Annotated in this window: 22 protein-coding genes and 1 pseudogene; 15 read left to right on the top strand and 8 right to left on the bottom strand. The window is 64.2% G+C overall.

Annotated features, from left to right (window positions below):
* Positions 1-186 precede the first annotated feature (186 nt).
* Positions 187-1152 (bottom strand): AraC family transcriptional regulator, encoded by a 966-nt coding sequence (locus AC3WTC_RS00585; RefSeq protein ID WP_492710019.1) that lies wholly within the window; start codon positions 1150-1152, stop codon positions 187-189.
* Positions 1153-1255: 103 nt separating this feature from the next.
* Between AC3WTC_RS00585 and AC3WTC_RS00580 the strand changes: the two genes are divergently transcribed.
* Complete coding sequence (locus tag AC3WTC_RS00580; protein WP_492710017.1) at positions 1256-2500, top strand: MFS transporter; 1245 nt, start codon at positions 1256-1258, stop codon at positions 2498-2500.
* A 143-nt stretch (positions 2501-2643) separates the two neighbouring features.
* Here AC3WTC_RS00580 and AC3WTC_RS00575 read toward each other — a convergent pair whose 3' ends face one another.
* Positions 2644-3537 carry a LysR family transcriptional regulator gene (locus AC3WTC_RS00575; RefSeq protein WP_032974737.1) on the bottom strand — a complete coding sequence of 298 codons (894 nt, stop codon included), beginning with the start codon at positions 3535-3537 and terminating at the stop codon, positions 2644-2646.
* Between the two features lie 109 nt (positions 3538-3646).
* Here AC3WTC_RS00575 and AC3WTC_RS00570 point away from each other — a divergent pair, with 109 nt between their 5' ends.
* From AC3WTC_RS00570 to AC3WTC_RS00535, 8 genes are all read left to right on the top strand, one after another.
* Positions 3647-4705, top strand: coding sequence for an alpha/beta hydrolase (locus tag AC3WTC_RS00570; RefSeq protein WP_492710014.1), 1059 nt, complete (start codon positions 3647-3649; stop codon positions 4703-4705).
* On the top strand, positions 4702-5904 hold the full coding sequence (locus AC3WTC_RS00565; RefSeq protein ID WP_492710012.1) for an MFS transporter: 1203 nt from the start codon (positions 4702-4704) through the stop codon (positions 5902-5904). Before AC3WTC_RS00570 ends, AC3WTC_RS00565 begins: the two co-directional genes overlap by 4 nt.
* A gap of 163 nt (positions 5905-6067) precedes the next feature.
* The gene (locus tag AC3WTC_RS00560) at positions 6068-6694 is read left to right on the top strand and encodes a TetR/AcrR family transcriptional regulator (RefSeq protein WP_059064256.1); all 627 of its coding nucleotides are present in this window, start codon (positions 6068-6070) and stop codon (positions 6692-6694) included.
* Between the two features lie 65 nt (positions 6695-6759).
* Positions 6760-7872: an efflux RND transporter periplasmic adaptor subunit gene (locus tag AC3WTC_RS00555; RefSeq protein ID WP_492710010.1), complete on the top strand. Its 1113-nt coding sequence runs from the start codon at positions 6760-6762 to the stop codon at positions 7870-7872.
* Positions 7869-10934 (top strand): efflux RND transporter permease subunit, encoded by a 3066-nt coding sequence (locus AC3WTC_RS00550; RefSeq protein ID WP_492710009.1) that lies wholly within the window; start codon positions 7869-7871, stop codon positions 10932-10934. Before AC3WTC_RS00555 ends, AC3WTC_RS00550 begins: the two co-directional genes overlap by 4 nt.
* A gap of 36 nt (positions 10935-10970) precedes the next feature.
* On the top strand, positions 10971-12248 hold the full coding sequence (gene fabF, locus AC3WTC_RS00545; RefSeq protein ID WP_492710007.1) for a beta-ketoacyl-ACP synthase II: 1278 nt from the start codon (positions 10971-10973) through the stop codon (positions 12246-12248).
* A 2-nt stretch (positions 12249-12250) separates the two neighbouring features.
* The gene (locus AC3WTC_RS00540) at positions 12251-12862 is read left to right on the top strand and encodes a TetR/AcrR family transcriptional regulator (protein ID WP_492710005.1); all 612 of its coding nucleotides are present in this window, start codon (positions 12251-12253) and stop codon (positions 12860-12862) included.
* Positions 12863-13031: 169 nt separating this feature from the next.
* Positions 13032-14219 carry a serine hydrolase domain-containing protein gene (locus AC3WTC_RS00535; protein ID WP_492710245.1) on the top strand — a complete coding sequence of 396 codons (1188 nt, stop codon included), beginning with the start codon at positions 13032-13034 and terminating at the stop codon, positions 14217-14219.
* A 12-nt stretch (positions 14220-14231) separates the two neighbouring features.
* On the opposite strand, the gene AC3WTC_RS00530 is transcribed toward AC3WTC_RS00535, so the two are convergent.
* The 4 genes from AC3WTC_RS00530 to AC3WTC_RS00515 all read right to left on the bottom strand — a co-directional run bounded on the left by AC3WTC_RS00530 (position 14232) and on the right by AC3WTC_RS00515 (position 18360).
* Positions 14232-15833, bottom strand: coding sequence for a phosphoethanolamine transferase (locus AC3WTC_RS00530; protein WP_492710003.1), 1602 nt, complete (start codon positions 15831-15833; stop codon positions 14232-14234).
* Positions 15834-15945: 112 nt separating this feature from the next.
* Entirely contained in the window at positions 15946-16338 is a 393-nt protein-coding gene (locus AC3WTC_RS00525; protein ID WP_059064351.1) for a diacylglycerol kinase, read from the bottom strand.
* A gap of 60 nt (positions 16339-16398) precedes the next feature.
* Positions 16399-17655, bottom strand: a complete 1257-nt coding sequence (locus tag AC3WTC_RS00520; protein WP_134832551.1) for a sensor histidine kinase — start codon at positions 17653-17655, stop codon at positions 16399-16401.
* Positions 17656-17664: 9 nt separating this feature from the next.
* Positions 17665-18360, bottom strand: a complete 696-nt coding sequence (locus tag AC3WTC_RS00515) for a response regulator transcription factor (protein ID WP_336028436.1) — start codon at positions 18358-18360, stop codon at positions 17665-17667.
* 123 nt (positions 18361-18483) lie between these two features.
* Between AC3WTC_RS00515 and AC3WTC_RS00510 the strand changes: the two genes are divergently transcribed.
* The 3 genes and pseudogenes from AC3WTC_RS00510 (at position 18484) to AC3WTC_RS00500 (ending at position 19887) form a co-directional block, all read left to right on the top strand.
* The gene (locus tag AC3WTC_RS00510) at positions 18484-19029 is read left to right on the top strand and encodes an NADPH-dependent FMN reductase (protein ID WP_059064348.1); all 546 of its coding nucleotides are present in this window, start codon (positions 18484-18486) and stop codon (positions 19027-19029) included.
* A gap of 216 nt (positions 19030-19245) precedes the next feature.
* Positions 19246-19407 (top strand): annotated as a pseudogene (locus AC3WTC_RS00505) (helix-turn-helix domain-containing protein); the annotation flags it as partial.
* A gap of 132 nt (positions 19408-19539) precedes the next feature.
* Entirely contained in the window at positions 19540-19887 is a 348-nt protein-coding gene (locus AC3WTC_RS00500) for an RcnB family protein (protein ID WP_059064347.1), read from the top strand.
* A gap of 79 nt (positions 19888-19966) precedes the next feature.
* Here AC3WTC_RS00500 and AC3WTC_RS00495 read toward each other — a convergent pair whose 3' ends face one another.
* Positions 19967-20245, bottom strand: coding sequence for a hypothetical protein (locus AC3WTC_RS00495; RefSeq protein ID WP_033832140.1), 279 nt, complete (start codon positions 20243-20245; stop codon positions 19967-19969).
* A gap of 142 nt (positions 20246-20387) precedes the next feature.
* Here AC3WTC_RS00495 and AC3WTC_RS00490 point away from each other — a divergent pair, with 142 nt between their 5' ends.
* Genes AC3WTC_RS00490 through arsN2 form a run of 3 tightly spaced genes read left to right on the top strand, consistent with a single transcriptional unit; the run spans position 20388 to position 21981 of the window.
* The gene (locus AC3WTC_RS00490) at positions 20388-21038 is read left to right on the top strand and encodes a hypothetical protein (RefSeq protein WP_431601328.1); all 651 of its coding nucleotides are present in this window, start codon (positions 20388-20390) and stop codon (positions 21036-21038) included.
* Complete coding sequence (locus AC3WTC_RS00485; protein WP_492709998.1) at positions 21039-21503, top strand: Rap1a/Tai family immunity protein; 465 nt, start codon at positions 21039-21041, stop codon at positions 21501-21503.
* Positions 21403-21981, top strand: a complete 579-nt coding sequence (gene arsN2, locus AC3WTC_RS00480; RefSeq protein ID WP_492709997.1) for an arsenic resistance N-acetyltransferase ArsN2 — start codon at positions 21403-21405, stop codon at positions 21979-21981. Before AC3WTC_RS00485 ends, arsN2 begins: the two co-directional genes overlap by 101 nt.
* Positions 21982-22005: 24 nt before the next feature.
* Here arsN2 and AC3WTC_RS00475 read toward each other — a convergent pair whose 3' ends face one another.
* Positions 22006-23043 carry a LacI family DNA-binding transcriptional regulator gene (locus tag AC3WTC_RS00475; protein WP_258954715.1) on the bottom strand — a complete coding sequence of 346 codons (1038 nt, stop codon included), beginning with the start codon at positions 23041-23043 and terminating at the stop codon, positions 22006-22008.
* Positions 23044-23293 lie beyond the last annotated feature (250 nt).

Below are 23293 nucleotides of genomic sequence, written 5' to 3'. Positions count from 1 at the left end.
CATTGCAGGGGCCGTGGTAACTGTGAAGGCCGGGCCCGGTTGGCGTGGTCGCCGCTCAATGCGGTCTGATCCTGAGGCGACCCGCAGTCAGCAAGGCAAGGGTAGTGCCGGCCGCTGGCCGGCAACGCGGCATCCATCGCGCTCCTCGACTACGATGGATGCCGAGCCTGCTCGGCGCACTTCTTTCTATGTTGAGGCCAAGGCGCGCCCGCGCCGGGTCGCCCCAGGCGAGTGCCCGATGACGCGCTTGTAGGCGCGACTGAAAGCGGCCTGCGACGCGTAGCCGAGACGCTCTGCCACTACCTCGATCGGTAGGCTCTGGTGGGTCAGCCATTGACTTGCCAATTGCATTCGCAGCTCAGTCACGTACCGCAGGGGTGCGGTTCCAATAACGGTGTGGAACCGATCTGCAAAGACAGAGCGTGAGATGTTGGATTCTGCGGCCAGCGCTTCGACGGTCCAGTCACGCCCGGGGTCTCTGTGCAGGGCAAGCAACGACAGCGATAGACGCGGGTCGCGCATGGCCATGACCAGGCCGGATGCGCCGTCGCAACCGCGCTCGACCCAGTCACGAACGATCATGGCGGCCACTGCATCCGCCAGCCGGGAGAGTATTCCTGCATATCCGATACGTCCGGAGCAGACCTCGCGCTTCATCGCGTCGACCATGGGCAACAGCCCAGGGAACTGCGTGCCGTTGCCATCGGCCAACATCACCGCCGGCATCACCTTGCTCAGCCCTTGCATGCCGCCCAGATCGAACACCATGCAGCCGTGGAAGAGCACTGCGCTCGGCACGGCGTGCGTGCTCGGGCACGTGTCTATGCCGCTCACCGCGTCACCCAGCGGGGCTGCGTCTATCGTTTCCAGGCACTGGACGGGGTGGTCGTCGCCCGACAGCAACGCGTGTCCTTCTCCGCGGGGAAGAAGCACGACATCCCCGGCAGAAAGGCGGTGTTGGCTGCCGTCCGCGCCACGAAGAATGGCAGTGCCCACTGCCAGGTAATGGAAGTAGGCATGGCCTGGCTTCGGAGGAAATCCAAGCCCAAAGGTCGGCCCGGTCTGAATGCGTCGGTATTGAACGCCATGCAGCCGCATGCCGGTCAGCAGCTCGCTGATCAGGTCGGTGGGCTGGGATGGAGCGTGGCTCATGAGACGACCCGGGGTTTCGATCAAAAATACAGGTCATGCAATCATAGATCATCCGGGTGTGGCTCCCTAGACTCTCGGCTGCACGATTGCACTGGGATCTTTGATGAGTAATGACGTAGCTGATGCCGCAGACGCACCTGATTCTGTGGCCTGGAGTAGCGGGGAAACTTCTTCGTCGGCATGGGTAGCGGTGTTTTCGCTGGCCATGGGTGTCTTCGGGCTGCTCACGGCCGAATATCTGCCTGCCAGCCTGTTGACGCCGATGGCGGCGGACCTGGGGGTGTCGGAGGCGCTGGCTGGTCAAGCAGTGACGGTGACCGCTGTAGTGGCCCTGTTCGCTGGCCTGCTGGTGCCGCGGCTGACCCGTTCGATAGACCGGCGACTGGTGCTGTTGAGTTTCACGGGTCTGATGATCCTCTCCAACGCCCTGGTGGCATTGTCGTCCAGCATGGGCGTCCTGCTGGTGATGCGCGTCCTTCTGGGCATCGCGCTGGGCGGTTTCTGGAGCATGGCAGCGGCCGTGGCCATGCGGTTGGTGCCGCCGCAGCGCGTGCCTCGCGCGCTTTCCATCATCTTCAGCGGCATTGCGGTCGGCACCGTGGTCTCCGTTCCTTTGGGGAGCTACCTGGGAGGTCTGCTGGGCTGGCGCAGCGCCTTCTGGGCTGCGACGGCGGTAGGTGGACTCACGTTTGCGTTCCAGTGGTTCACGCTGCCCCGAATGGCCCCGCGCAAGGCGGCAGTCCCAGAGTCGGTGGTGCGGCTCCTGCGCCGGCCAGGCGTTGCGGTCGGCATGCTGGGCTGCGTTCTGGCGCACACCGGTCAGTACTCGCTCTTTACGTACATCCGCCCAACGTTGGAGAGCCTGGGGCAGATGAGCGCGGATGGCCTGGCGCTGATTCTGCTCGGATTCGGTGTGGCGAATTTCGTTGGCACCCTGCTGGCCGGCTGGCTCATGGAGCGCAGCTTGAAAGTCACGTTGGTGATCATGCCCGCCTTGGTTGGCGCAGCCGCGCTGGGCATGCTCCTGTTTCCGGTGGGCGTTGGCGGGCTGTCGGTTCTGGTCGCGCTCTGGGGCCTGGCCTTCGGTGGCGTGCCCGTGGCCTGGTCGAGCTGGGTTGCGCGTGCGGTGCCCGATCAGGCCGAGAGTGCCGGCGGGATGGTGGTCGCTGCTGTGCAGTCTTCCATCGCCGCGGGTGCCGCTTTGGGCGGCCTGGTGTTCGGGTTCGGGGGCATTGTTGCCGTGCTCACCGTTGCTGCGGCGGTGATGCTCATCGCGAGCCTGCTCATTGCGTTCCGTGTCAGGGTGAGTTCGGCGACGTTGTCGGCGGGTCCGGCGTTTCACATCTAGCTGTCACCTGTCCTGAGCGTCCTACTGGGTATCACGCCGGTGATCGACCGGGTGTCTTCGTGCGCTGAAGTGCCTGAGGCGTTCAGCCGGCGCGGGCAATGCGGGCCGCGCTGATCTTGTCGGCCCTGGCGTCGCCCCGGACCTCAGGCATCTCGCCTCAGCCAGGCCACCAGCGCCGAAAATGCCGGCGAGGGCTGCCGACGGTTCGGGTAATACAGGTGATAACCGGGGAAAGGCAAGCACCACTTGTCCAGCACGGCAACCAGCCGCCCCTCGGCAATGTGGTCGGCAACCATCGGCTCGGGCGCATACGCCAGGCCCAGTCCATCCAGTGCGGCATTGATGACGTGGATCATGCTGTTGAACACCAGTTGCCCATCACCGCGCACGGTGAATTCCTTGCCCTTCTCTTCGAACTCCCAGGCATAGATGGCGCCGTTCGGGCGATGCCGGATGTGCACGCAGCGATGTTGCGTGATATCGGCAGGCTTCCTTGGCTTGGCGTGCCTCTCGAAGTAGTCGGGGGATCCAACCACCACCAGGCGCCAATCCGGTCCGACCCTGACCGCGATCATGTCCTTGCTGAGCGCCTCACCCAGCCGGATGCCGGCGTCGAAGCGCTGTTCAACCACATTGGTGAAGCCGTAATCGACGTAGAACTCAAGTGTGATGTCCGGATACTCGGCGAGGAACCCGGCAAGGCGAGGGCGGACGATGGTCTCCATGGAATCGTCCGTACAGGAGATACGAAGAGTTCCGGCCGGGCGGTCGCGCAGATCCCCCAGTGCCTCTACGCTGGCGACGATGGCCTCGAAATGCGGTGCGATGGAGCGCATCAGGCGCTCGCCCGCCTCGGTCAGGGAGACGTTGCGCGTGGTCCGGGCCAGCAGGCGGATGCCCAGGCGCTCTTCCAGCAGCCTCATGGAATGGCTGAGCGCTGAGGGCGTAACACCGAGGCGGACAGCTGCCCTGGTGAAGCTCTGCTCCTGTGCCACCACCAGGAAGGCTTGCAGATCATTGGTCTTCACGCCGTTCATGGGCCAATTGTGAGCGCAACTCAATAATGCATCAACTTTCAGCTGGCTTATCGCGGTAGCGGGCGGCGCCTATCGTGGCGACCTGAGTCCCCACTGAGGCCGTCCGCACATGAAACCCACCACGCTGCTGTTGGCACTGATCGCCAGCCATTTCGTTCCGCAGTCGGCCTTGTCCGCTGAGGCGCCGGCGGCCACAAGAACCGCCGGCGCCGACAATTTCTACAGAAGCGACAGCGTAAAAGGCGAGCGCGTCAGCTTCCGCAACCAGTACCAGATGGAAGTGGTCGGGACGCTGTACCGGCCTCAGGGCCTGACGCATGGCGGCCGCGCACCCGCCGTGGTGGTCGGACACCCGATGGGCGCGGTAAAGGAGCAGAGCTCACAGCTGTATGCGCAGAAGCTGGCGGAGCAGGGTTTCGTTACGTTGGCGATCGATCTTTCCTTCTGGGGAGAGAGCGCGGGTACCCCGCGGCACCTGGTGTCGCCTGAAATCTATTCGGACGATGTCAGCGCGGCGGTGGACTTCCTGAGCACGCAGTCGTTCGTGGATCCGCAGCGGATTGGTGGCCTGGGTATCTGTGGCAGTGGCAGTTTCGTGATCAGCGCAGCCAAGATCGACCCGCGCATCAAGGCAATCGCTACGGTGAGCATGTATGACATGGGCGCCGCCGCGCGCCAAGGTCTGAACCACGCGCAATCGCTGGAGCAGCGCAGGCAGATGATCAAGGCTGCAACGGACCAGCGTCTGGTCGAGTTCAACGGCGGGCCGGCAGTCCATGTACCTGGAACCGTGAACAAGCTCGAGGCCGATGCGTCCGAAGTGCAGCGCGAGTTCTTTGATTTCTACCGCACGTCGCGTGGCGCTTACACTGCCGAAGGCGAGCGCAGCGACTTGACCACCCAGCCGCTGTTCAGCAGCTTGGTCAAGTTCGTCAATTTCTACCCCTTCAACGATATCGAGACCATCTCGCCCAGACCGATGCTGTTCATCTCTGGCGACCACGCCCACTCGCGTGAGTTCAGCGAGGACGCGTACCGCAGGGCAGGGCAGCCGAAGAAGCTCTTCTGGGTGAAGGATGCCGGTCATGTAGACCTGTATGACCGCACCGACCTGATTCCCTTCGCAAGCTTGGCGACGTTCTTCCAGCAAGGCCTGGCTGGGAAATGAGCAGCAACGACGCGACGGCCGACCGGGCCAACTGGGGCGGGGTGCTGGCAATGACGCTGTGCGTGTTCGCACTGATCGCCTCTGAATTCATGCCGGTGAGCCTGCTTACGCCCTTGGCGGCTGACCTTGGCGTGAGCGAAGGGCTGGCCGGGTATGGGATTGCCATCTCTGGTGCCTTCGCCGTGCTGACCAGCCTGTCGATCTCCCGCTTGGCCGGGAGCATCAACCGGAAGACAGTGCTGCTGACGCTCACCGCATTGATGGCGGTATCCGGCGTGGTGGTGGCATTGGCTCCCAGCTACCCGATCTACATGATGGGCCGGGCATTGATCGGCGTGGTGATCGGCGGCTTCTGGTCGTTGTCTGCGGCCACGGCCATGCGGCTGGTGCCGGCAGCGCAGGTGCCGCGAGCACTGGCGATCTTCAATGGCGGCAACGCGCTGGCAACGGTAGTGGCTGCCCCCTTGGGCAGCTACCTTGGCGGCGTGATCGGATGGCGTGGGGCATTCCTGTGCCTCCTGCCTGTGGCCGCCATCGCGCTGGCATGGCAGTGGCTGTGTCTTCCTTCCATGGCCGCGGAACGACGGCAATCCCGGGGCGGGGTGCAGGCCCTGTTGCGGCGGCGGGTTGTGATGTTGGGAATGGCGGCGTGCGGCATCTTCTTCATGGGGCAGTTTGCCTTGTTCACCTATGTGCGCCCGTTCCTGGAAAAGGTCACGGGTGCAGGGGAATCCGCCGTTCCGCTGGTGCTGCTGGCCATTGGTGCAAGCGGCGTTGTCGGCACGCTCGCGATCGGGGCATTCATCAGGCGTGGTCTCTATCGCACACTGGTGGCCGTCCCGATCCTGATGGCGGTGATTGCCGCGGCGCTCGTGGCGCTGGGGCCTCAACTCTGGCCGACGGCCGTACTGTTTTCGGTATGGGGTCTGCTGGCCACGGCTGCGCCGGTGGGTTGGTGGAGCTGGCTGGCGCGCACGTTCACCAACAACGCTGAAGCGGGCGGCGGGCTGATGGTAGCGGTGGTGCAGTGCTCGATCGCGCTGGGTTCCAGCCTTGGCGGCGTGCTGTTGGACAGTGTTGGTTTCGCCTGCACATTCCTGGCCAGTGCGGGCTTGCTGCTGTTTGCGGCATTGCTCGCCTATGTCACGGCCGCCGATGCTGCGTCCGCATCCGGCTCGGCGGTCGCCGTAGAGGCATGAGGCTGATGAGGCGCGCGACGAGGATCATTTGGCAGCTGCTTTCGCTTTGCCTTGCCTGCTCTTTTGCCGGAGCTGAAAATCAAACAGCCGCCGGGCGGGTGGTGGACCGATACCCAAACGGTCACCATTTGCCGGCGTGACGGCGCGGCGCTACGCTTCCACGATGTCTACTTCGACCTCCGCAGCACTCGACGGCGGGCGCGGCCCCGCCGAGCACGACGTGCGCACCCAGATCATCGTGGCCGCCACCGCGCATTTCAGCCATTACGGCTACGACAAGACCACGGTGTCCGACCTTGCCAAAGCCATCGGTTTTTCCAAGGCTTACATCTACAAGTTTTTTGCCTCCAAGCAGGCCATTGGTGAGGTGATCTGCGCCAATTGCCTCGGTCAGATCGAAAGCGAGGTTCGTCAGGCCCTGCAGGGGGTGCAAGCGCCTGACGATAGGCTGCGTGTGTTGTTCACCGTCATTGTGGAGGCCGGTCTTCGCCTGTTTCTGCAGGATCGGCGCCTGTATGAAATCGCCGTCGCCGCCGCGACGGATCAATGGCCATCAGCGAAGGCGTATCAAGACCGGATCGGGCAGCTTGTTGAAGACATCATCAAGGAGGGACGTGCCTGCGGAGCGTTCGAGAGCCGGACATCACTTGAAGAGACCGGCCGCGCGGTCTACCAGGTCCTGCTTCCTTATCTGAACCCGGTGACGCTGCCGCACCTGGCGCCCTTGCACGAAGAAGCGCCCAAAGCCTTGCAGGAACTGGTCCTCAGGAGCTTGCAGCCACACCAGTAGTGACTATTGACGAAATTAGTCACTAGGAACAAAATGCGTCCGGACACCCCACTCCGGAAGGCCGCATGCGTCGCCGTTTTGTACTCCCAGCCATTTCCTGTGTTGTTCCGTTGCTCCTTGTGGCCTGCAGCAGGACGGGTGAAAGCGACCCCCGAACCGCGCCGCCCATCGTCCGGGTCGCCCAGGTGCAGCCGGACACGGGAAATGCGCGGACCTTCACTGGCATCGTCGCCGCACGGGTGCAGAGCGATCTGGCCTTCCGGGTGGGGGGCAAGATCACCGAGCGCCTGGTCGAGACGGGGCAGACGGTCAAGCGCGGCGACGTGCTGTATCGAATTGATCCCATCGATCTGAACCTGGCCGCAGCGTCCCAGCAGCAGGCCGTCATCGCAGCCCGTGCGCAGAATGTGCAAGCCACCGCGGACGAGGCGCGCTATCGCGACCTGGCGGCCAAGGGCGTTGTATCCCGGTCGGCCTACGATCAGATCAAGGCTGCCGCAGACGCGGCGTCCGCGCAGCTCAAGGCAGCCGAAGCCCAAGCACGTGTCGCGCGCAATGCCAGTCAGTACACGGCACTTGTTGCCGATGCCGATGGGGTGGTCATGAACATTCTGGCCGAGCCCGGCCAGGTCGTTGCAGCGGGGCAGATCGTCGCCCGGCTTGCCCGTGCAGGCAGCCGCGAGGCCGTCGTCCAGCTGCCCGAGACACTTCGGCCGCAGATAGGCTCGGCAGCGTCCGCTTCCCTGTTCGGGGCAAGTGGCAGGATTCCGGCACGGTTGCGTGTGCTCTCTGAATCGGCAGACCCCGCAACCCGCACCTTTGAAGCCCGCTACACCCTGGAGGACGGCAGCACGGCATTGCCGTTGGGATCCACCGTGGCGGTAGCGGTTGAAGGCACCGCAGCTGCAGGCAGGGCGGGGGGCGTTGAGGTCCCATTGGGCGCGGTGTTCGATCCCGGCAACGAGGCCGGTGTCTGGGTCATCGGGGGCGAGCCACTCAAAGCCCGTTGGACGCCGGTAGTGGTCAAGCGATTGGGTGACGACCAGGCCCTGGTTGAGGGCGCGTTGAGTGCATCCGACCGCGTGGCCGCGCTGGGCGCGCACCTGCTCCGCGAAGGGCAGGTGGTTCGCCTGGCCGATACCGCCACGACCACCGCTGGCAAGGGAGCCCACCCGTGAGTGGGTTCAACCTGTCGGCGCTTGCGGTGCGCGAGCGCGCGATTACCGTCTTTCTGATCTTCCTGGTCTCGGTTGCCGGCATCGTGTCGTTCTTCCAGCTGGGCCGCGCAGAGGACCCGGCGTTCACTGTCAAGGTGATGACAGTGATCACGGCGTGGCCGGGTGCCACGCCCACGGAGATGCAGGACCAGGTGGCCGAGAAGCTGGAAAAACGCCTGCAGGAGCTGCGCTGGTATGACCGCAGCGAAACATATACGCGTCCCGGCCTGTCTTTCACCACGCTGACACTGCAGGACGGTACGCCTCCTTCGGAGGTGCAGGAAGAGTTCTACCAGGCGCGCAAGAAGATGGCCGACGAAGCCGCAAACCTGCCCGCAGGTGTCATCGGCCCGATGGTCAATGACGAATACGCCGATGTCACCTTCGCGCTGTTCGCGTTGAAAGCCAAGGGCGAGCCGTTCCGCGCGCTTGCACGTGACGCCGAAACCCTTCGCCAGCGCCTGCTGCATGTCCCGGGGGTAAAGAAGGTCAATATCATCGGCGAGCAGTCCGAGCGGATCTATGTGGAGCTTTCCCACCAACGTCTGGCCAACCTGGGCATCACGCCGCAGGCAGTGTTCGCCGCGCTGAACGGGCAGAACGCGTTGACGCCCGCCGGCTCCGTGGAGGCAAAGGGCCCGCAGATTTTCATCCGCCTCGACGGCGCGCTGGATCAGCTGCAGAAGATCCGGGATACCCCCATCGTTGCGCAGGGCAGGACGCTGAAGCTGCAGGACATCGCCACCGTCAAGCGCGGCTATGAAGATCCGTCGACCTTCATGATCCGCAACGGGGGCGAGCCCGCCATGCTGCTCGGGATCGTCATGCGCGACGGCTGGAACTGCCTGGATCTGGGCGCCTCGCTCGACGCTGAGGTCAAGAAGATCAACGACGGCCTGCCGGTGGGGATGGCCTTGGAGAAAGTCACCGATCAGGCGGTGAACATCAGCGCCTCGGTCGACGAGTTCATGATGAAGTTCTTCGTCGCACTGCTGGTGGTGATGGTGGTGTGCTTCGTCAGCATGGGCTGGCGTGTCGGCATCGTGGTGGCAGCTGCCGTACCGTTGACGCTGGCCGCGGTGTTCATGGTGATGGCTGCCACCGGAAAGAACTTTGATCGCATCACGCTCGGTTCGCTGATCCTGGCGCTGGGCTTGCTGGTCGATGACGCGATTATTGCCATCGAAATGATGGTGGTGAAGATGGAAGAGGGCTACAGCCGGATCAAGGCATCGGCCTATGCCTGGAGCCATACGGCGGCGCCGATGCTGGCCGGCACCCTCGTCACGGCCGTGGGCTTCATGCCCAATGGTTTTGCCCGCTCAACTGCCGGCGAATACACCAGCAACATGTTCTGGATCGTCGGCATTGCGCTGATCGTGTCGTGGGTGGTCGCGGTTTTCTTCACGCCCTATCTTGGCGTGAAGCTTCTGCCTGAACTGAAGGCCGTGGAGCGCGGCCACAGCAGTCTCTACGATATGCCGCGCTACAACCGCTTCCGGTCGATCCTGGCGCGCGTGATTGCGCGCAAGTGGCTGGCCGCAGGTTCGGTAATCGGCCTGTTCGTGCTTTCGGTGGCAGGCATGGGGTTGGTGAAGAAGCAGTTCTTCCCCATCTCTGATCGCCCGGAGGTACTGGTCGAGGTACAGATGCCCTACGGCACCGCCATCGAACAGACCAGCCTGGCGGCCAGGAAGGTGGAGAAGTGGCTGTCCGCGCAGGAGGAGTCGAAGATCGTCACGGCCTACATCGGCCAGGGCGCGCCGCGCTTCTACCTCGCCATTTCGCCGGAGCTCCCCGATCCCGCGTTTGCCAAGATCGTCGTCCGCACCGACAGCCAGCAACAGCGCGATGCGCTGAAGGCAAGGCTCCGCCAGGCAGTGGCGGAGGGACTGGCGCCTGAAGCACGCGTGCGCGTCACGCAGCTGGTGTTCGGACCTTACTCGCCTTATCCGGTGGCCTATCGGGTCAGTGGCCCGGATCCGGATGTCATCCGCGGCATTGCGGCCAAGGTCGAGCAGATCATGCACGCCAGCCCGATGATGCGCACCGTGAACACCGACTGGGGCGTTCGCACGCCAACGTTGCACTTCACGTTGGACCAGGACCGCCTGCAGGCGATGGGCATGACCTCTGCGTCTGTCTCGCAGCAGTTGCAGTTCTTCCTCAGCGGGGTGCCGGTCACTGCCGTTCGCGAGGACATCCGCACCGTCGAAGTGGTTGCCCGATCTGGCGGGGATACGCGCCTGGACCCGGCGCGCATTGCCGATTTCACTTTGGTCGGCGCCGGTGGCCAGCGCGTGCCGTTGTCCCAGATCGGCGCTGTCGAAGTGCGCATGGAAGAGCCGGTACTGCGGCGGCGCGATCGCGTGCCGACCATCACCGTGCGCGGTGATATCGACGATGCCCTGCAGCCACCGGACGTATCGGCGGCCATCAGCAGGCAGCTTCAGCCACTCATCGCCTCGCTTCCCGAGGGATATGCCCTTGCCCAGGCCGGCGCCATTGAAGAGTCCGGCAAGGCGATGAGCGCCATGCTGCCGCTGTTCCCGATCATGCTGGCGATCACCTTGCTGATCATCATCCTGCAGGTGCGCTCCATCTCCGCAATGATCATGGTCTTCATGACCAGCCCCCTCGGCCTGATCGGCGTGGTCCCGACCCTGCTGTTGTTCCAGCAGCCGTTTGGCATCAACGCCCTGGTTGGACTGATTGCATTGTCGGGCATCCTGATGCGCAACACGCTCATCCTTATCGGTCAGATCCACGAAAACGAAGAAGCCGGGATGGAAACCTTCCACGCGATCATCGAGGCGACGGTTCACCGGGCGCGCCCGGTGATCCTGACCTCCCTGGCAGCGGTGCTGGCCTTCATTCCGCTGACCCATTCGGTGTTCTGGGGAACGCTTGCCTACACGTTGATCGGCGGCACCATCGCCGGCACCGTGATGACGCTGGTCTTCCTCCCGGCGATGTATGCCATCTGGTTCAAGGTCCGAGCGGACAAGACCCGCGTTGCCTGAAAGTGGCCTGGATCTCTTCTACATGGGAAGTGAGTCATGAACATTGCCGACAAAGATCGCATCGTAGTGACCGGAATGGGTGTGGTGAGCCCGCTGGGCTGCGGCGTGGAAACGGTGTGGTCGCGCCTGCTGGCGGGACGTTCCGGAATTGGCCCGCTGGGCGAGGCGCTTTCTGCCGGAACGGGCTGCAACGTAGGCGGCCGCGTGCCCGACCGGGTGCAGGATCCTGAGGCGGGCTTCGACTCCAGCGACATCATCGCGCCAAAAGATCTGAAGAAGATGGACCGGTTTGTCGAGTTTGCGCTGGTAGCCGCCCACGAAGCGCTTGCGCAGGCCGGGTGGCGTGAGGCTGATGAGCGTGGCCTGCTGCGAACGGCGACCGTGATTGCGACGGGGATCGGTGGCTTTGGATCCATCGTCAATGCGGTGCACACCACCGAAAGCCGTGGGCCTGGCCGGTTGTCGCCTTTCACTGCGCCTACCTTCCTGGCCAATATGGCGGCAGGGCAGGCGTCGATCCGGTACGGGTTCAAGGGGCCGCAGAGCGCACCCGTCACGGCATGCGCGGCGGGCGTCCAAGCCATTGGTGATGCGGCGCGCCTCATCCGGTCCGGCGAGGCGGACATTGCACTGTGTGGTGGCGCGGAAGCTGCGATGCATCGGGTCAGCCTGGGCGGCTTTGCGGCGGCCAAGGCACTGAGCACGTCGTTCAACGACACGCCACAGGCAGCGTCCCGGCCGTTTGATGAGCAGCGGGACGGCTTCGTCATGTCCGAAGGGGCAGGGCTGCTGGTGATCGAGCGGCTGGATCATGCGCTGGCGCGTGGCGCCACCCCGCTGGCCGAGCTGGTCGGCTACGGCACCACCTCTGATGCGTATCATCTGACTGCGGGCCCCGACGACGGCAGTGGCGCGCGCAGGGCGATGGAGATCGCGCTGGCGCAGGCGGGCATTGCCGCCGGGCAGGTCGACCACATCAACGCGCACGCAACCTCGACCCAGGTGGGGGATCGGGCAGAGCTTGCGGCCATGCGTGCCCTGTTCGGTGCCCGCCCAGATCTTCTGATCTCTGCCACCAAGTCCAGCACCGGGCACCTGCTCGGGGCAGCTGGCGGCATCGAAGCCATCTTCACCGTGCTTGCTTTGCGCGATCAGGTCGCACCAGCGACACTCAACCTCGGCCGCCCCGATCCGTTGGCCGAGGGGCTTTCGATCGTCGCCGGCGTGCCGCGCACGGCTGGCATCGAGTTCGCGTTGACCAATGGATTTGGTTTTGGCGGCGTCAATGCCAGTGCACTGTTCAGGCGCATGTGAGCGTGGCTGCCTCCAGCGGCTTCCCAAGCAAAACCGCCCTGCGCTGGGAAGGTGCACGGGCGTTGAGCCGGCGCTGGATGCTGGATGCCGCCGGCACTGTGTTTGCGGAAGAAGGGTTCGAGAACGCGACGATGAAGCGCATTGCCGAGGTCTGTGGCGTTACCAAGGTCACGATCTATGCGCACTATCGTGACAAGGCGCGGCTCTACAGGGCGGTCATGGACGGCCATCTGGCATCGATACCGGATGCCCGGCTCGACGCGCACGGAGCAATGGATCTTGGTGATGTGCTGATGCGCATCAGTGACGGCATCGAACGGTTGGCAGCGGACCCGGCATGCCAAGCCTTCTGCCGGACGCTGTCGCGTTCTGATCATGCGCGTGATGTCTACATGGAACACTGGAACACGAAACTGGAACCGTATCTGGACCTTGCGACACGAGCGATGGCGAGCGCCCCGGTCCGCTCGAGCCACCCGGGTGACAGTGAGAAGTTCCTCAGGCTCATCCTCACAGAACATGGCCTGCCTCATGGGGCGATGCCCGTGTCCGGGAGTGAAGCAACCGTGGCGCTCTTCATGCGCGCCTATGGGATGACGCGCCCGCAGGCCTGAAAGACTCCCCGGGAACATTGAGTCGATGCCTCAAGGCCATCCGGCTTTCGTCATGGCCCCGCCAGGCATTCAGCGCACGCTCGATTTCAGTCCAGGAAGCATGACTTCATGCACTGCAGATTGACTACAAATGTAGTCATTGTCTCTGTGTCCATTGAAGGAACCCGCCATGAGAGCACGTCTGCTTGCCTGCATTGTCTTCCTGGTATTACACCCGTTTGTGGCCGCAGCCAACACGCCTGATGCCTTGGCAGCGATAGAGCGAAATGCCCGCAACGCGCATTCCGACGCGGTCTACATTGAAAGCGGGCGCGGGGTGCTGCTGCAGATCGCGCCGGCAGCCGGTGAAGACCGCATCCACCTGATGTCGGCGACCAAGTCCGTCGTCGCCCTGGCCATCGGGCTGCTGCTCGATGACGGCAAGCTCGCATCCATCGACGAACCGGTCAGCACGGTGTACCCGGAATGGCGCCAGGGCAGGAAGCGGGACATCACGATCCGGATGTTGATGGACCACACCTCCGGCCTGCAGAACGTGGCCAACGCGGGGGTGGAACTGGAGGGCGCGCCGGATCTGGTGAAGCTGGCGCTGGCGGCCGAGGTGTCCAGCGATCCAGGCACCACCTTCGCCTACAACAACAAGGCGACCAATCTTCTGCCGGACATCGTGCAGCGGCTTGCCGGCAAGCCACTGGATATCTATCTGGACGAACGGTTGTTCAAGCCGCTTGGCATCACCGGCCATGCATGGATGAAGGACCAGGCCGGGACGCCCATGGGCATGGCCGGGCTGTCGCTGTCGGCGGTTGATCTTGCAGCGATCGGACGATTGATGCTGGACGGCGGCGTCACCCCGGGCGGCAAGCGGTTGCTGAGCGAACGCTCGGTAGCGTTGATGACCGCCGAAAGCGCGCGTTCCCCCGACGTCGGCCTGTTGTGGTGGCGCATCCCCGCATGGGAGCACTACCGATTGAAGGCCGGTGCAGCCACGCTTCTGAGCGCTCGCAGCATGGATGCCATGATGCTGGACGCGCTGCTGGCCGCCGACGGCCAGGTATTTGACAGCAAGTCAGCGCTGATCAGCTTCCTGGCCGAACGGCTGGGACCGAGCTGGCCACAGCGCTACGCTGCGGAAATCACCGGGCGTGGACTGAAGCTCGGCGATATCTTCGACATCGACCGAGGGCCGGTAGCGGCCTACGCCGCCAACGGCTATCTCGGCCAGCACCTGGTCATTGTTCCCGACAAGCGCGTGGTGGCGGTAAGGCAGATTCAACGGCGGGAGAGCCACAGCGCCCCGCTCGACGATTACGCCGCGTTTCCCATGGATGTACTGCGATTGGCAGAGACGCTGTGACCGGCCAGTACGCTAGGGAATGCGGCAGCCCGCGAACACATCCAGTCCCGGCTGGTAGATACCGCTGCTGATATCGAACAGTCCCAGCAGGGAGTGGAAGAGATTGTCGTGGCTGTAGGATCCGGTGCCCGCGGCATGGCGCAGGCAGGCCAGATCAAGGCGGGCATGGGTAGCAAAGCCCGGGGAGAACCACATCACCATCGGCACCTGGGTCTGCTCGCGTGGCGCAATGAAGTAGGGCGTTCCGTGCAGATACAGGCCGCGCTCGCCAAGCGACTCGCCGTGATCGGAGACATAGATCAGTGCAACGTCACGCTGCTCCGAATAGGTCTGCAGCAGGTCGATGGCCTTGCCCAGCAGCCGGTCGGTATAGACCAGCGTATTGTCGTAGGTGTTGGTCAGCGCTTCGTTGCTGCACTTCTGTATCTGGTTGCTGTCGCAGGTAGGGCTGAATGCCCTGGAGTCGGCGGGATAGCGTTCAAAGTAGGTGGGGCCATGGCTGCCCAGCTGGTGCAGCACGATCAGACCATCACCCTGCATGGCCGCGATGCGCGTGTCCAGCTGGTGCAGCAGGATCTCGTCATGGCAGGTGCCGTCCTTGTTCACGCACAACCCAGGCACCTTCAGCGGCGGCATGTCGTCGGTGGGAACGCGGTTGCACACGCCCTTGCAGCCACCGTTGTTGTTGTCGCGCCAGAGCACGCTGGCGCCGGTGCGCTGCAGGACGTCCAGCACGTTCTCCTCCGATGCCGCAGCGACGCCCTCGTACCGCGACCGCGGCATCTGCGAGAACATGCACGGCAGTGACACCGCCGTTGATGTGCCGCAGGATGCAACGTCCCGGAAGCTGATGACGCCGTCCTTGCGTGACAGCTGCGGGTTGGTTGGGCGCGGATAGCCGTTGAGCTGGAAGTTCTTTGCACGTGCCGTCTCGCCGGCCACCAGGATGACCAGGCGCGGGCGCTCGCCGAGCGCGCGCGTGGCGTCTTCGCCGATCGTGCGCAGCGGCTGTGCCTTGGCGCTGTAGCTGCTCCGGAGGTAGCCATAGGTGTGACGAAGGACGTTCATCGGCAGCACCTGCTCGCGGATGTAGCGGTTGTTGCGGAGCAGGGACGAGTACTCCTTATAGAACGCCAGGCTTACCGCTGCCAGCACCATCAGCGTCGCCAGCACGTTCCCCAACCACGCCAGCGCCGTCCGCAAAGGACGCCCGCTGTTTCCACTGCGCATGATCAGCAGAACACATGTGGGCAGCGCGCCCAGCAAAAGCACCGTCAACAGCAACGGCAGCGACAGGTAGGAGGTCATTTCAGCCTGGTTGGTCTCCAGTGCGTTCTGCACCATGTCGCGGTCGATCAGTACGTTGTAATGCAGCATGAAGTAGGTGCACGCAGCGCTGACGACAACCAGCAACGCCAGCACCGGTTTGCGCACATAGGGAAGCATGCCGATGGGCGTGAACAGCAGATTGAACAGGCACAGCAGAAGCACCGGAAGGCTGCAGAAGAACAAAGCGCTGCGCAGATCATGGATATCGATGAGAGACCAGAGCGTCTTCCAAAGAGCGATGTTTCCCAGCGTGGTGAAGAACAATGCCGTGCACCAGACAAGCATGATCGGATGTTGCGGGACAGACCTGAAGCATGAACGCACGTGCAGAATCCGCTGAGCCAGAAGTGCGCGCAGTATCTGGACGCGTTCATCAGGAAGTTGTCAGGTTCGTTGCTCATCCCAACAGGACCACGGCCCACACCGTACCCACCATCAGCAGGGCCGTGCTCTGTGCGGCGCTGCCCATGTCCTTGGCGTTCTTGGAAAGTGGATGGTGTTCCAGAGAGATGCGATCCACCACCGCTTCGATGGCCGAGTTGAGCAGCTCCACCAGCAGGCTGATGAAGCAGACCATCAGCATCAGGGCGCGCTCGCTGCGGTTGACGTCCAGCAGGAGCGCGACGGTTGCCAGCGCGCCATGCAGCAACAGCAGCTGCCGGAACGCGGCCTCACCCTTGAATGTCGCGACGAAGCCGTCGCGGGAATGGATCACGGTATGCAGGATGCGGCGCAGCCCGGTCTTGCCGTGCGCGTACTTGCCGTTGCCCTTGGGTTGCCCTGGCTGCATTTCGTACCTGCCTTCATGAAGAGATCCGGCAAGGGTGGAAGGGGCAATGTCAGGAAGCTGTCAGGTATCGGCTGCGGCTGGGCGCATCTGCAGGGTGAAGCAGCAGCCTTGCACCGAGGTATCGACCGTCATCTGCCAGCCAAGATGCTCGACCACGCGCTGCACGATGGACAGGCCCAGACCTTCGCCACTCTGCCGGGCGCTGGTCACGAAGCGCTGGAACTGCTGCGCGTCGATGCTGGACGGGAGCCCCGGGCCGGTATCGGCAACCCGCAGCGTGGTGCCACGCAGTTCCACCCGTACCTCGCCTTCCTCCGTGTACTGGCACGCATTGCGCAGCAGGTTCCAGATCACGCTCTGTGCCAGCACGTCATTGGTCAGCAGCTGCTCGTCCTGCGCCGCATCTAGGGTCAGCCGCACCGGCTTTCCTGCCAGCCACGGCACGCATCGCGCCATGCATTCCTCGATCACCGGTCGCAGCAGCAGGTTGCTGCGTGGCACCGTCCTTGGGTCGCGGGAAAGCAGCAGCAGGCAGGTCAGCTGGCGCTGCATTTCCTGCGTGGTCCGCACAATGCGCTCGGCACTGGCCAGCAGCCGGCTGTCGGCCGGCAGCTGGTGCAGCAGCGTTTCGGCGGCGCCACCGATGATCGCCAGTGGTGTGCGCAGTTCATGGCTGGCGTCGCCGGCAAAGCACTGTTCACGCTGCAGGAACTGCTCAAGTTCGTCGCTGTGCTGGGCAAAGGCGCGCGCCAGAACGCCGATCTCGTCGCGCGCGTCCTGGAAGGGGAAGGGCTTGTGCTTGTTCTGCACGGCATCAGCCAGGCGCGTAATGGGCGCGATGACGTGGGCCGACGTCCGGCGACCAATCCAGAACGCACAGAGCACGCAGGTCAGGATCACCAGCGCAGCAAAGGCGTTGATCAGGTGCTCGAGGTAGGCGTAGTGATCACCGTGCTGCAGCAGGTAGTAGCGCTGTCCGTTGCTTTCGAAGACCCGAAGATGCCATTCGTTCGGTGCGGCTTCACCGTGGTAACCCAGCCCGTACCGGCGCAGCACCTGCGGAACCGTATGCGGATCAAACAGCTGGCTGCCTTCCGGCAGGTCCGGTTGCACGCCTTGGGCCAAGGCCACCTGCAGCCTGCGGACCTCCCGGTCCTGACTCATCGAAACCACGGAGGCCCTTACTTCGTCATAGTCCACCAGTTCGACCAGTACGATGAAGCCCATGGCACCGGCCATCAGCAGCACGAAGGCAACGGTGATGCGCGTTCTCAGGGTCAAGCTTCGATAGAGGGACTTCAGCGAGCGGGCATTCATGGGTGGCGACTATTCCGCGTGTGCTGGCGCAGGCATGCCCAGGCGCCAGCCGACACTGTGCACGGTAGCAATGAGTGCAGGGTCGAACGGCCTGTCCACCTGAAGGCGCAGCTCATGGATATGCGTACGTAGTGCGCCGCTCTCCGGCGGCTCGTCGCCCCATATCAGGTACTCCATCTCCTGCTTGCGCACCACCGCCGGCGCGGCCCGCATCAGGCACATCAGCAGCTTGTGCGTGGTCGGTGTCAGGTTGAGGGCCTGGCCCTGGCGCCATGCCTGTGGCGAACGGGTGTCGACCCGAAGGTCCGCCCAGGCCAGCACGCTCTGCACCTGCCGGCCCTGGGCACGGCGGACCAGCGCCTTGATGCGCGCGTCCAGCTCCTTCAGGGAAAAGGGTTTGACCAGGTAATCATCCGCACCCAGCGCGAGCCCCTGCACGCGGTCTTCCACCGGATCACGGGCGGTCAGCATCAGGATCGGAACCGGGTTCTGGAACTTCTCGCGGAGTGTCTGGCACAGTGCCATGCCATCAAGACGGGGCAGCATCAGGTCCAGCAGGATGGCATCGTAATCATTCTGCGTTGCCCTGCGCAGGCCGCTGGCACCATCCCGTGCGTCGTCAAGTACGTAGCCCAGTGGCTCGAAGAACGCGTAAAGGTTGGCAACCAGCTCGGGGTTGTCTTCAATGATGAGCAGTCGTGTCATGGGCTACGTGCATCCGTGCATGAGCAGCGGACTTTGGACGATCACCTGGGGTTTGCCAAGTGCGGGGCGGTGCTGCAGGCCATCGCCGGGCGCGGCGACAGGCGGCTGTGATAGCGTGCCAGGATGAAGATCCTTGCCATATCCGGTAGTGCACGCCGGCTGTCCACCAACACCGCATTGCTGAGGGCGCTGGAAGAAATCGCGCCGCCGGATATCGCGCTGACGACCTGCGCCGATCTCGGCGGGCTTCCCGTTTTCTCTCCCGACCTTGAAGATCTGCCCTTGCATGACAGCGTCGTGCGCTTCAAGCAATGCATTGAAGCCAGCGATGGCATCCTGATTTCAAGCCCCGAGTACGCAAGAGGCATTCCCGGCGGCCTGAAGAACGCCATGGATTGGCTGGTATCGGGCGACCTTGTGGTTGCAAAGCCCATCGCCCTGGTGCACGCCTCCCATCGCGGCGACGACATGCTCGCGTCTCTCCGGCTTGTGCTGTCGACCATCAGTTCCCGCTTCAACGAGGAACTGTTCCTGCGCTTTCCTTTCATGAAGATGGAGCCGGAGGCCATTGCCAGTGCTGTAAGACAACCGGTCAATCGCGCGCCGGCAGAGGCCTTTCTTCAGGAATTCGCCCGCTACTGCGGCCGACCGCAGGGTGATCGCGCATGATCGATAGCGCGGCCTGCTGACAAGGGCGTTCCGGACACGCACCGTGCGTCCGCAAGGCCCGGCCATGCGCTTGCGGCGTCAGCGGGTCACAGGGGTGCAGATGGGAATAGCCTGCAGCGTCCACGAACTGCGGCAGCGTCCACAGCTGGCCATTGGGCCCCCAGCGCCTGCAGACGCTGTACATGTCGCCGGCAATGATGGCGCCCGCCGCAGCAGCTCATCCAGTCGGTGCGCTTGAACCGGGCGCGGCTGATGCTGGAAAGCGGCAGGCTTTCGGTGGAAGAGGTGGCCGCGCAGGTGGGCTTGGGCGATTCTGCGACACTCAGGCGATTGCTGCGCCGCCGATTGGGCCTGACTCCCACCCGGATTCGAGGGTGAGGGCGCCGCATTGCTGAATGCGGGTTTGCGGGCGCCCATCGGATCCGGTCGGGCTCACGGATTCATTCACAGGCGCTGCCCTATATTCCGGGTCACAACGCCGCATACCGCGGTTGGACCGGGAGCATCCCCATGAAAACCGGACATTTACTTGGCATTGCCCTGGGCGCTGCAATCACCTTGATGGCCGCCCCCGCCTGGGCCGATCCGCCACACCATGCACGTGGCAACGGACCGCCGCCCCACGCAGGCGGCCCCCACAACCGCGACGCACCGCCGCCGGGCTGGCAGAAAAAGGCATGGCGCCGCGGTGACCGCTTGCCCTGGGCCGAAGTTGACCGCCGCTACTGGGTGGACGACTACGCGCATTACCGTCTGCGCGACCCCGGTCGCGGTCAGCGGTGGGTGCGGCAGTCGGATACGGAATACCTGCTGGTGGAGATCGCCACCGGCGTGATCATCGACGCCTTGCGTCGCTAGGGATTCCGGCACGGGCCCCCGGGCGGCACGCAGCCGCCGCGGGGGTAATGGCGGCACGACCGCCGGTGACATCGCGCTCTCACCCCGGCAACTCGCACTTCATCTTGCCGTCCACGTAATACGGCTTGGGTACGTTCGGGTTGTCGCTGGTCTTCTCAAAGACCACTTCGAACGACGCTGCGTCGGGCGAGCCCTTGCGATCGGTACACGCGTCGTGGAGTTTTTTCTTGACCGCGGCAATGCCGGCCTCGCGGTTGGCACCGTCGGCGCTGTTGGTCAGGTTCACGGTTTCAGCCAGGGCCAAGGGGCTGAAGGCAGACAGGCAGCCGGCGATCATCAGGGTATGCAGCTTGGTCAAGGGGTGCACCTCGCGGAAGTCCAATGAGGCGGTCAGCATAATGCGGGAGCGTTAACAGCACGTACCCGGTTGCCGCAGTTGGCTTGGCTGACGTTGTTTGGTACAAGCCAAGCTGTCGAAGACCAGAGAATGGGCGCGAGCCATGTCCGAACCCTATTCGGCCCTGCTCAGGCTGCAGCTGCCGCGCGAGCGTCTTGCACGCTGGTTGGCGGCCCCGGTGCCTGCAGCATCGAGGTGGGATGACTGGCGATCCATCGCCGGCCGGTGGCGCCTGCCCGGCGGCGTCGATCTGGCTGCGTCCAGTGATGTGGAGCTGGGTGAATTCCTCTCCGATTGCACTGCAATGCTGGCCCGGCATGCGGACAATCGCGCCGCGTTGGCCGCCCTCCTGGAATCGGCGCAGGCGGAGAACATCAAGGTTGCGGCCTACGATCGGGCCGGGGCGTACTTCGTTGCAGGGTCACTGACGTATTCCGAGAACCTCTATGATCTGGTCGTGTTTCTGGCGATGGCGCGGGGCGCCGCCGATTTCCTTGAGCCTAGCGAGCGCGGCGTGGCACTGGTGCACGACTACCTATGGGCCGAGGACGGTGAGCGGGAGACGGTTGCTGCGGTCCACCTCGCCGGCAAGGGCGATTCGGGCTTCATGACGCCGGCGCAGGCCGGCGAAACCGCTGCGACCTTCGATGCAATGGTCGAGCTCATGCTGGACGGAGCGGACGACCCGCAGTTCACTCCACGCAATCAGTTCGACCGTATCCAGGAGCGCGGCCATGCTGCCCAGGAGAACTAGATGACAAGCACAGGCACCCGCAGGGATCCAGTCAGCAGGAGAGCACGCTGCTTGCCCGGCGCCCTCGTGCTCTGCTTCTGCATGCTGGCCGGATCTGCGCTGGCGCAGACAGCGCCGGTCACGCGCACCTGGTTCGTGAGCGGAGCAGAGTTGGCCAAGCTCCTGCAGGGCAGGGGTGAAGACGGATTCTGCAGCGGCGATCAGTGCCGGAACCTGGCGAGCGCCCGCGCGGGCGCCTACATCCAGGGCGTTGCGGATACAGGCCGAGGGCAGTGGTGTGGCCAGGGACATATTCTCCCCCATGAACTGGTCGACCGTGTGTCTTCGCACATCCGGCAGCTACCCGCCGAACGACTGCATCAGGATGCCGCATCTCTGGTCATTGAAGCGCTGGGGACTGCGCTTCCCTGCCAGCAGGCGGCGTCCACCAGCGACCGCGCCCACGCCGCGCGGAGTGGGCGATGAGCCCCTGTCGCCGCTGCAGGTCGCCTGGCCGGACCAAAGCGAGAGCTGCCGCATGCGAGTGATGGAGACAGCGTTGTCTGCCGACGTGCTGGCCCTGCTGGAGACCAGCGGCCTGCCTACGGAGGATCTGCGTGCAGGCAGGCCGATCACCTTTCTGGCAGCGTCATTGAATGGAGAGCTGCTCGCTTGCGTGGGCTATGAATCGAGCCGCGACGTCGTGCTCCTGCGCTCTTTGGCGATCCAGCCGATGTCGCAGGGCAGGGGCCTGGGGCGACAACTGGTGGTGGAACTGCAGCAGCATGCCAAGGCGGCGGGCGGCAGGACCGTGTTCCTTCTCACGACCACGGCAGCACCGTTCTTCGAGCAGCTTGGCTATGAGCGCGTCGCGCGCGATGCAGCACCGGGATTCATCGCTGCGTCGACGCAGTTCAGTGGACTGTGCCCAGGCTCGGCCCAGCTGATGATGCGTCGGCTGTAGGCCGGCCGGGACCCGGCGGGTGCTTCAGCCCCCTTGTCCATCGATGTCCGGGGCTTGCCGCGTTGCGATCCGGGATGCCCGGAGTCCAGAGGACAGCGGCGGTGCCGATACCGAGGCGCGCGTGATCAACTGGTGCGCAAGCACGTGGTTGACAGTGACGCGCCTTGAGGACGCGGGGCGGCGCATTTCCCGCAGCAGGATGTCTATCGCGTTGTCCGCCATCTCTGCGACCGGCTGATGGATGGTGGTCAGTTCCGGCCACACCATGGTCGCGGCGGAGGTGTCGTCGAAGCCCACCACCGAAAGATCCCCCGGCACCTGCAGGCCGCGGCGGTGGGCTACTGAAACAACCGCCGATGCCATGTCATCGTTGCTGGCGAAGATCGCACTGGGTGGCGGGCCTTGGGCCAGCAGCCGCTCGGCTGCCTCCAGGCCGGAACGGTAGGTGAAGCAGCCGGGTTGCACGAGCGCGTCGTCGTAGCCGATGCCGGCGTTGGCCAGTGCATCCCGGTAGCCCTGCCAGCGGTGCGCGCTGGCGGTCTGGTTCGGGTCGCCCTTGATATAGCCGATGCGGGTATGCCCGTGGGCGATGAGGTGCGACACCATGTCATGGCTGGCCTGGCGGTCGTCGATGCGCACGCAGGAGATCCTGTCGCTGAAGCGGCTGGAGGCGATGGAGACGACGGGAATGCCCGCGTTGACGAATACCTCGACGATGTCCTTCGATTCACACAGCGGCGGCGGAAGAATCACGCCTGCCACGGTGGTGGCGAGTTGCCGTGCCGCCTCGCGACGCGCCGGGGTGCCCAGCTCATCCCAGGCAGCGATGACCAGCTGCGCCGCCGACCGGGTGGACCCGCGCAGCGCGCCGACCAGCAGTTCGCGCAGGTAGCTGGAGCTGGGGTTGGTGTAGATCAGGGCGATGCAGGTGTGCTGCGCCGCAGCCAGGGCGGAGGCAGCAGGGTTGGGCCGGTAGTCCAGCGCCAGTACGCTGCGCAGGACGCGTTCGCGGTTGCCTTCGCGTACCCCGGCATGGCCGTTGATGACACGTGACACCGTCATGGCGGAAACACCGGCATGGGCAGCGACGTCATCGATGGTGATGGCGCTTGCTTTTCGACGGACCGCTTTATGGCCGTTTTTCAAGGCTGGATTCCTTTGCTGCGCTGCATGATGACAAGCGCGATTGCGGATGAGTAGTCTGCGCCGTGACGCGATGGTAGCGCTACCACTGAGCCGGTGTAAGGCCAGCGGATGCCCCCCCTTTACCGCGCGGCTGTTCCGGCAGGTCTGAAAGCGAGTTTGAGTCGCA

This window comes from Stenotrophomonas sp. FW305-C-20-S1 (genome assembly GCF_058783335.1).
This window is presented reverse-complemented; position numbering and strand designations above follow the sequence as displayed.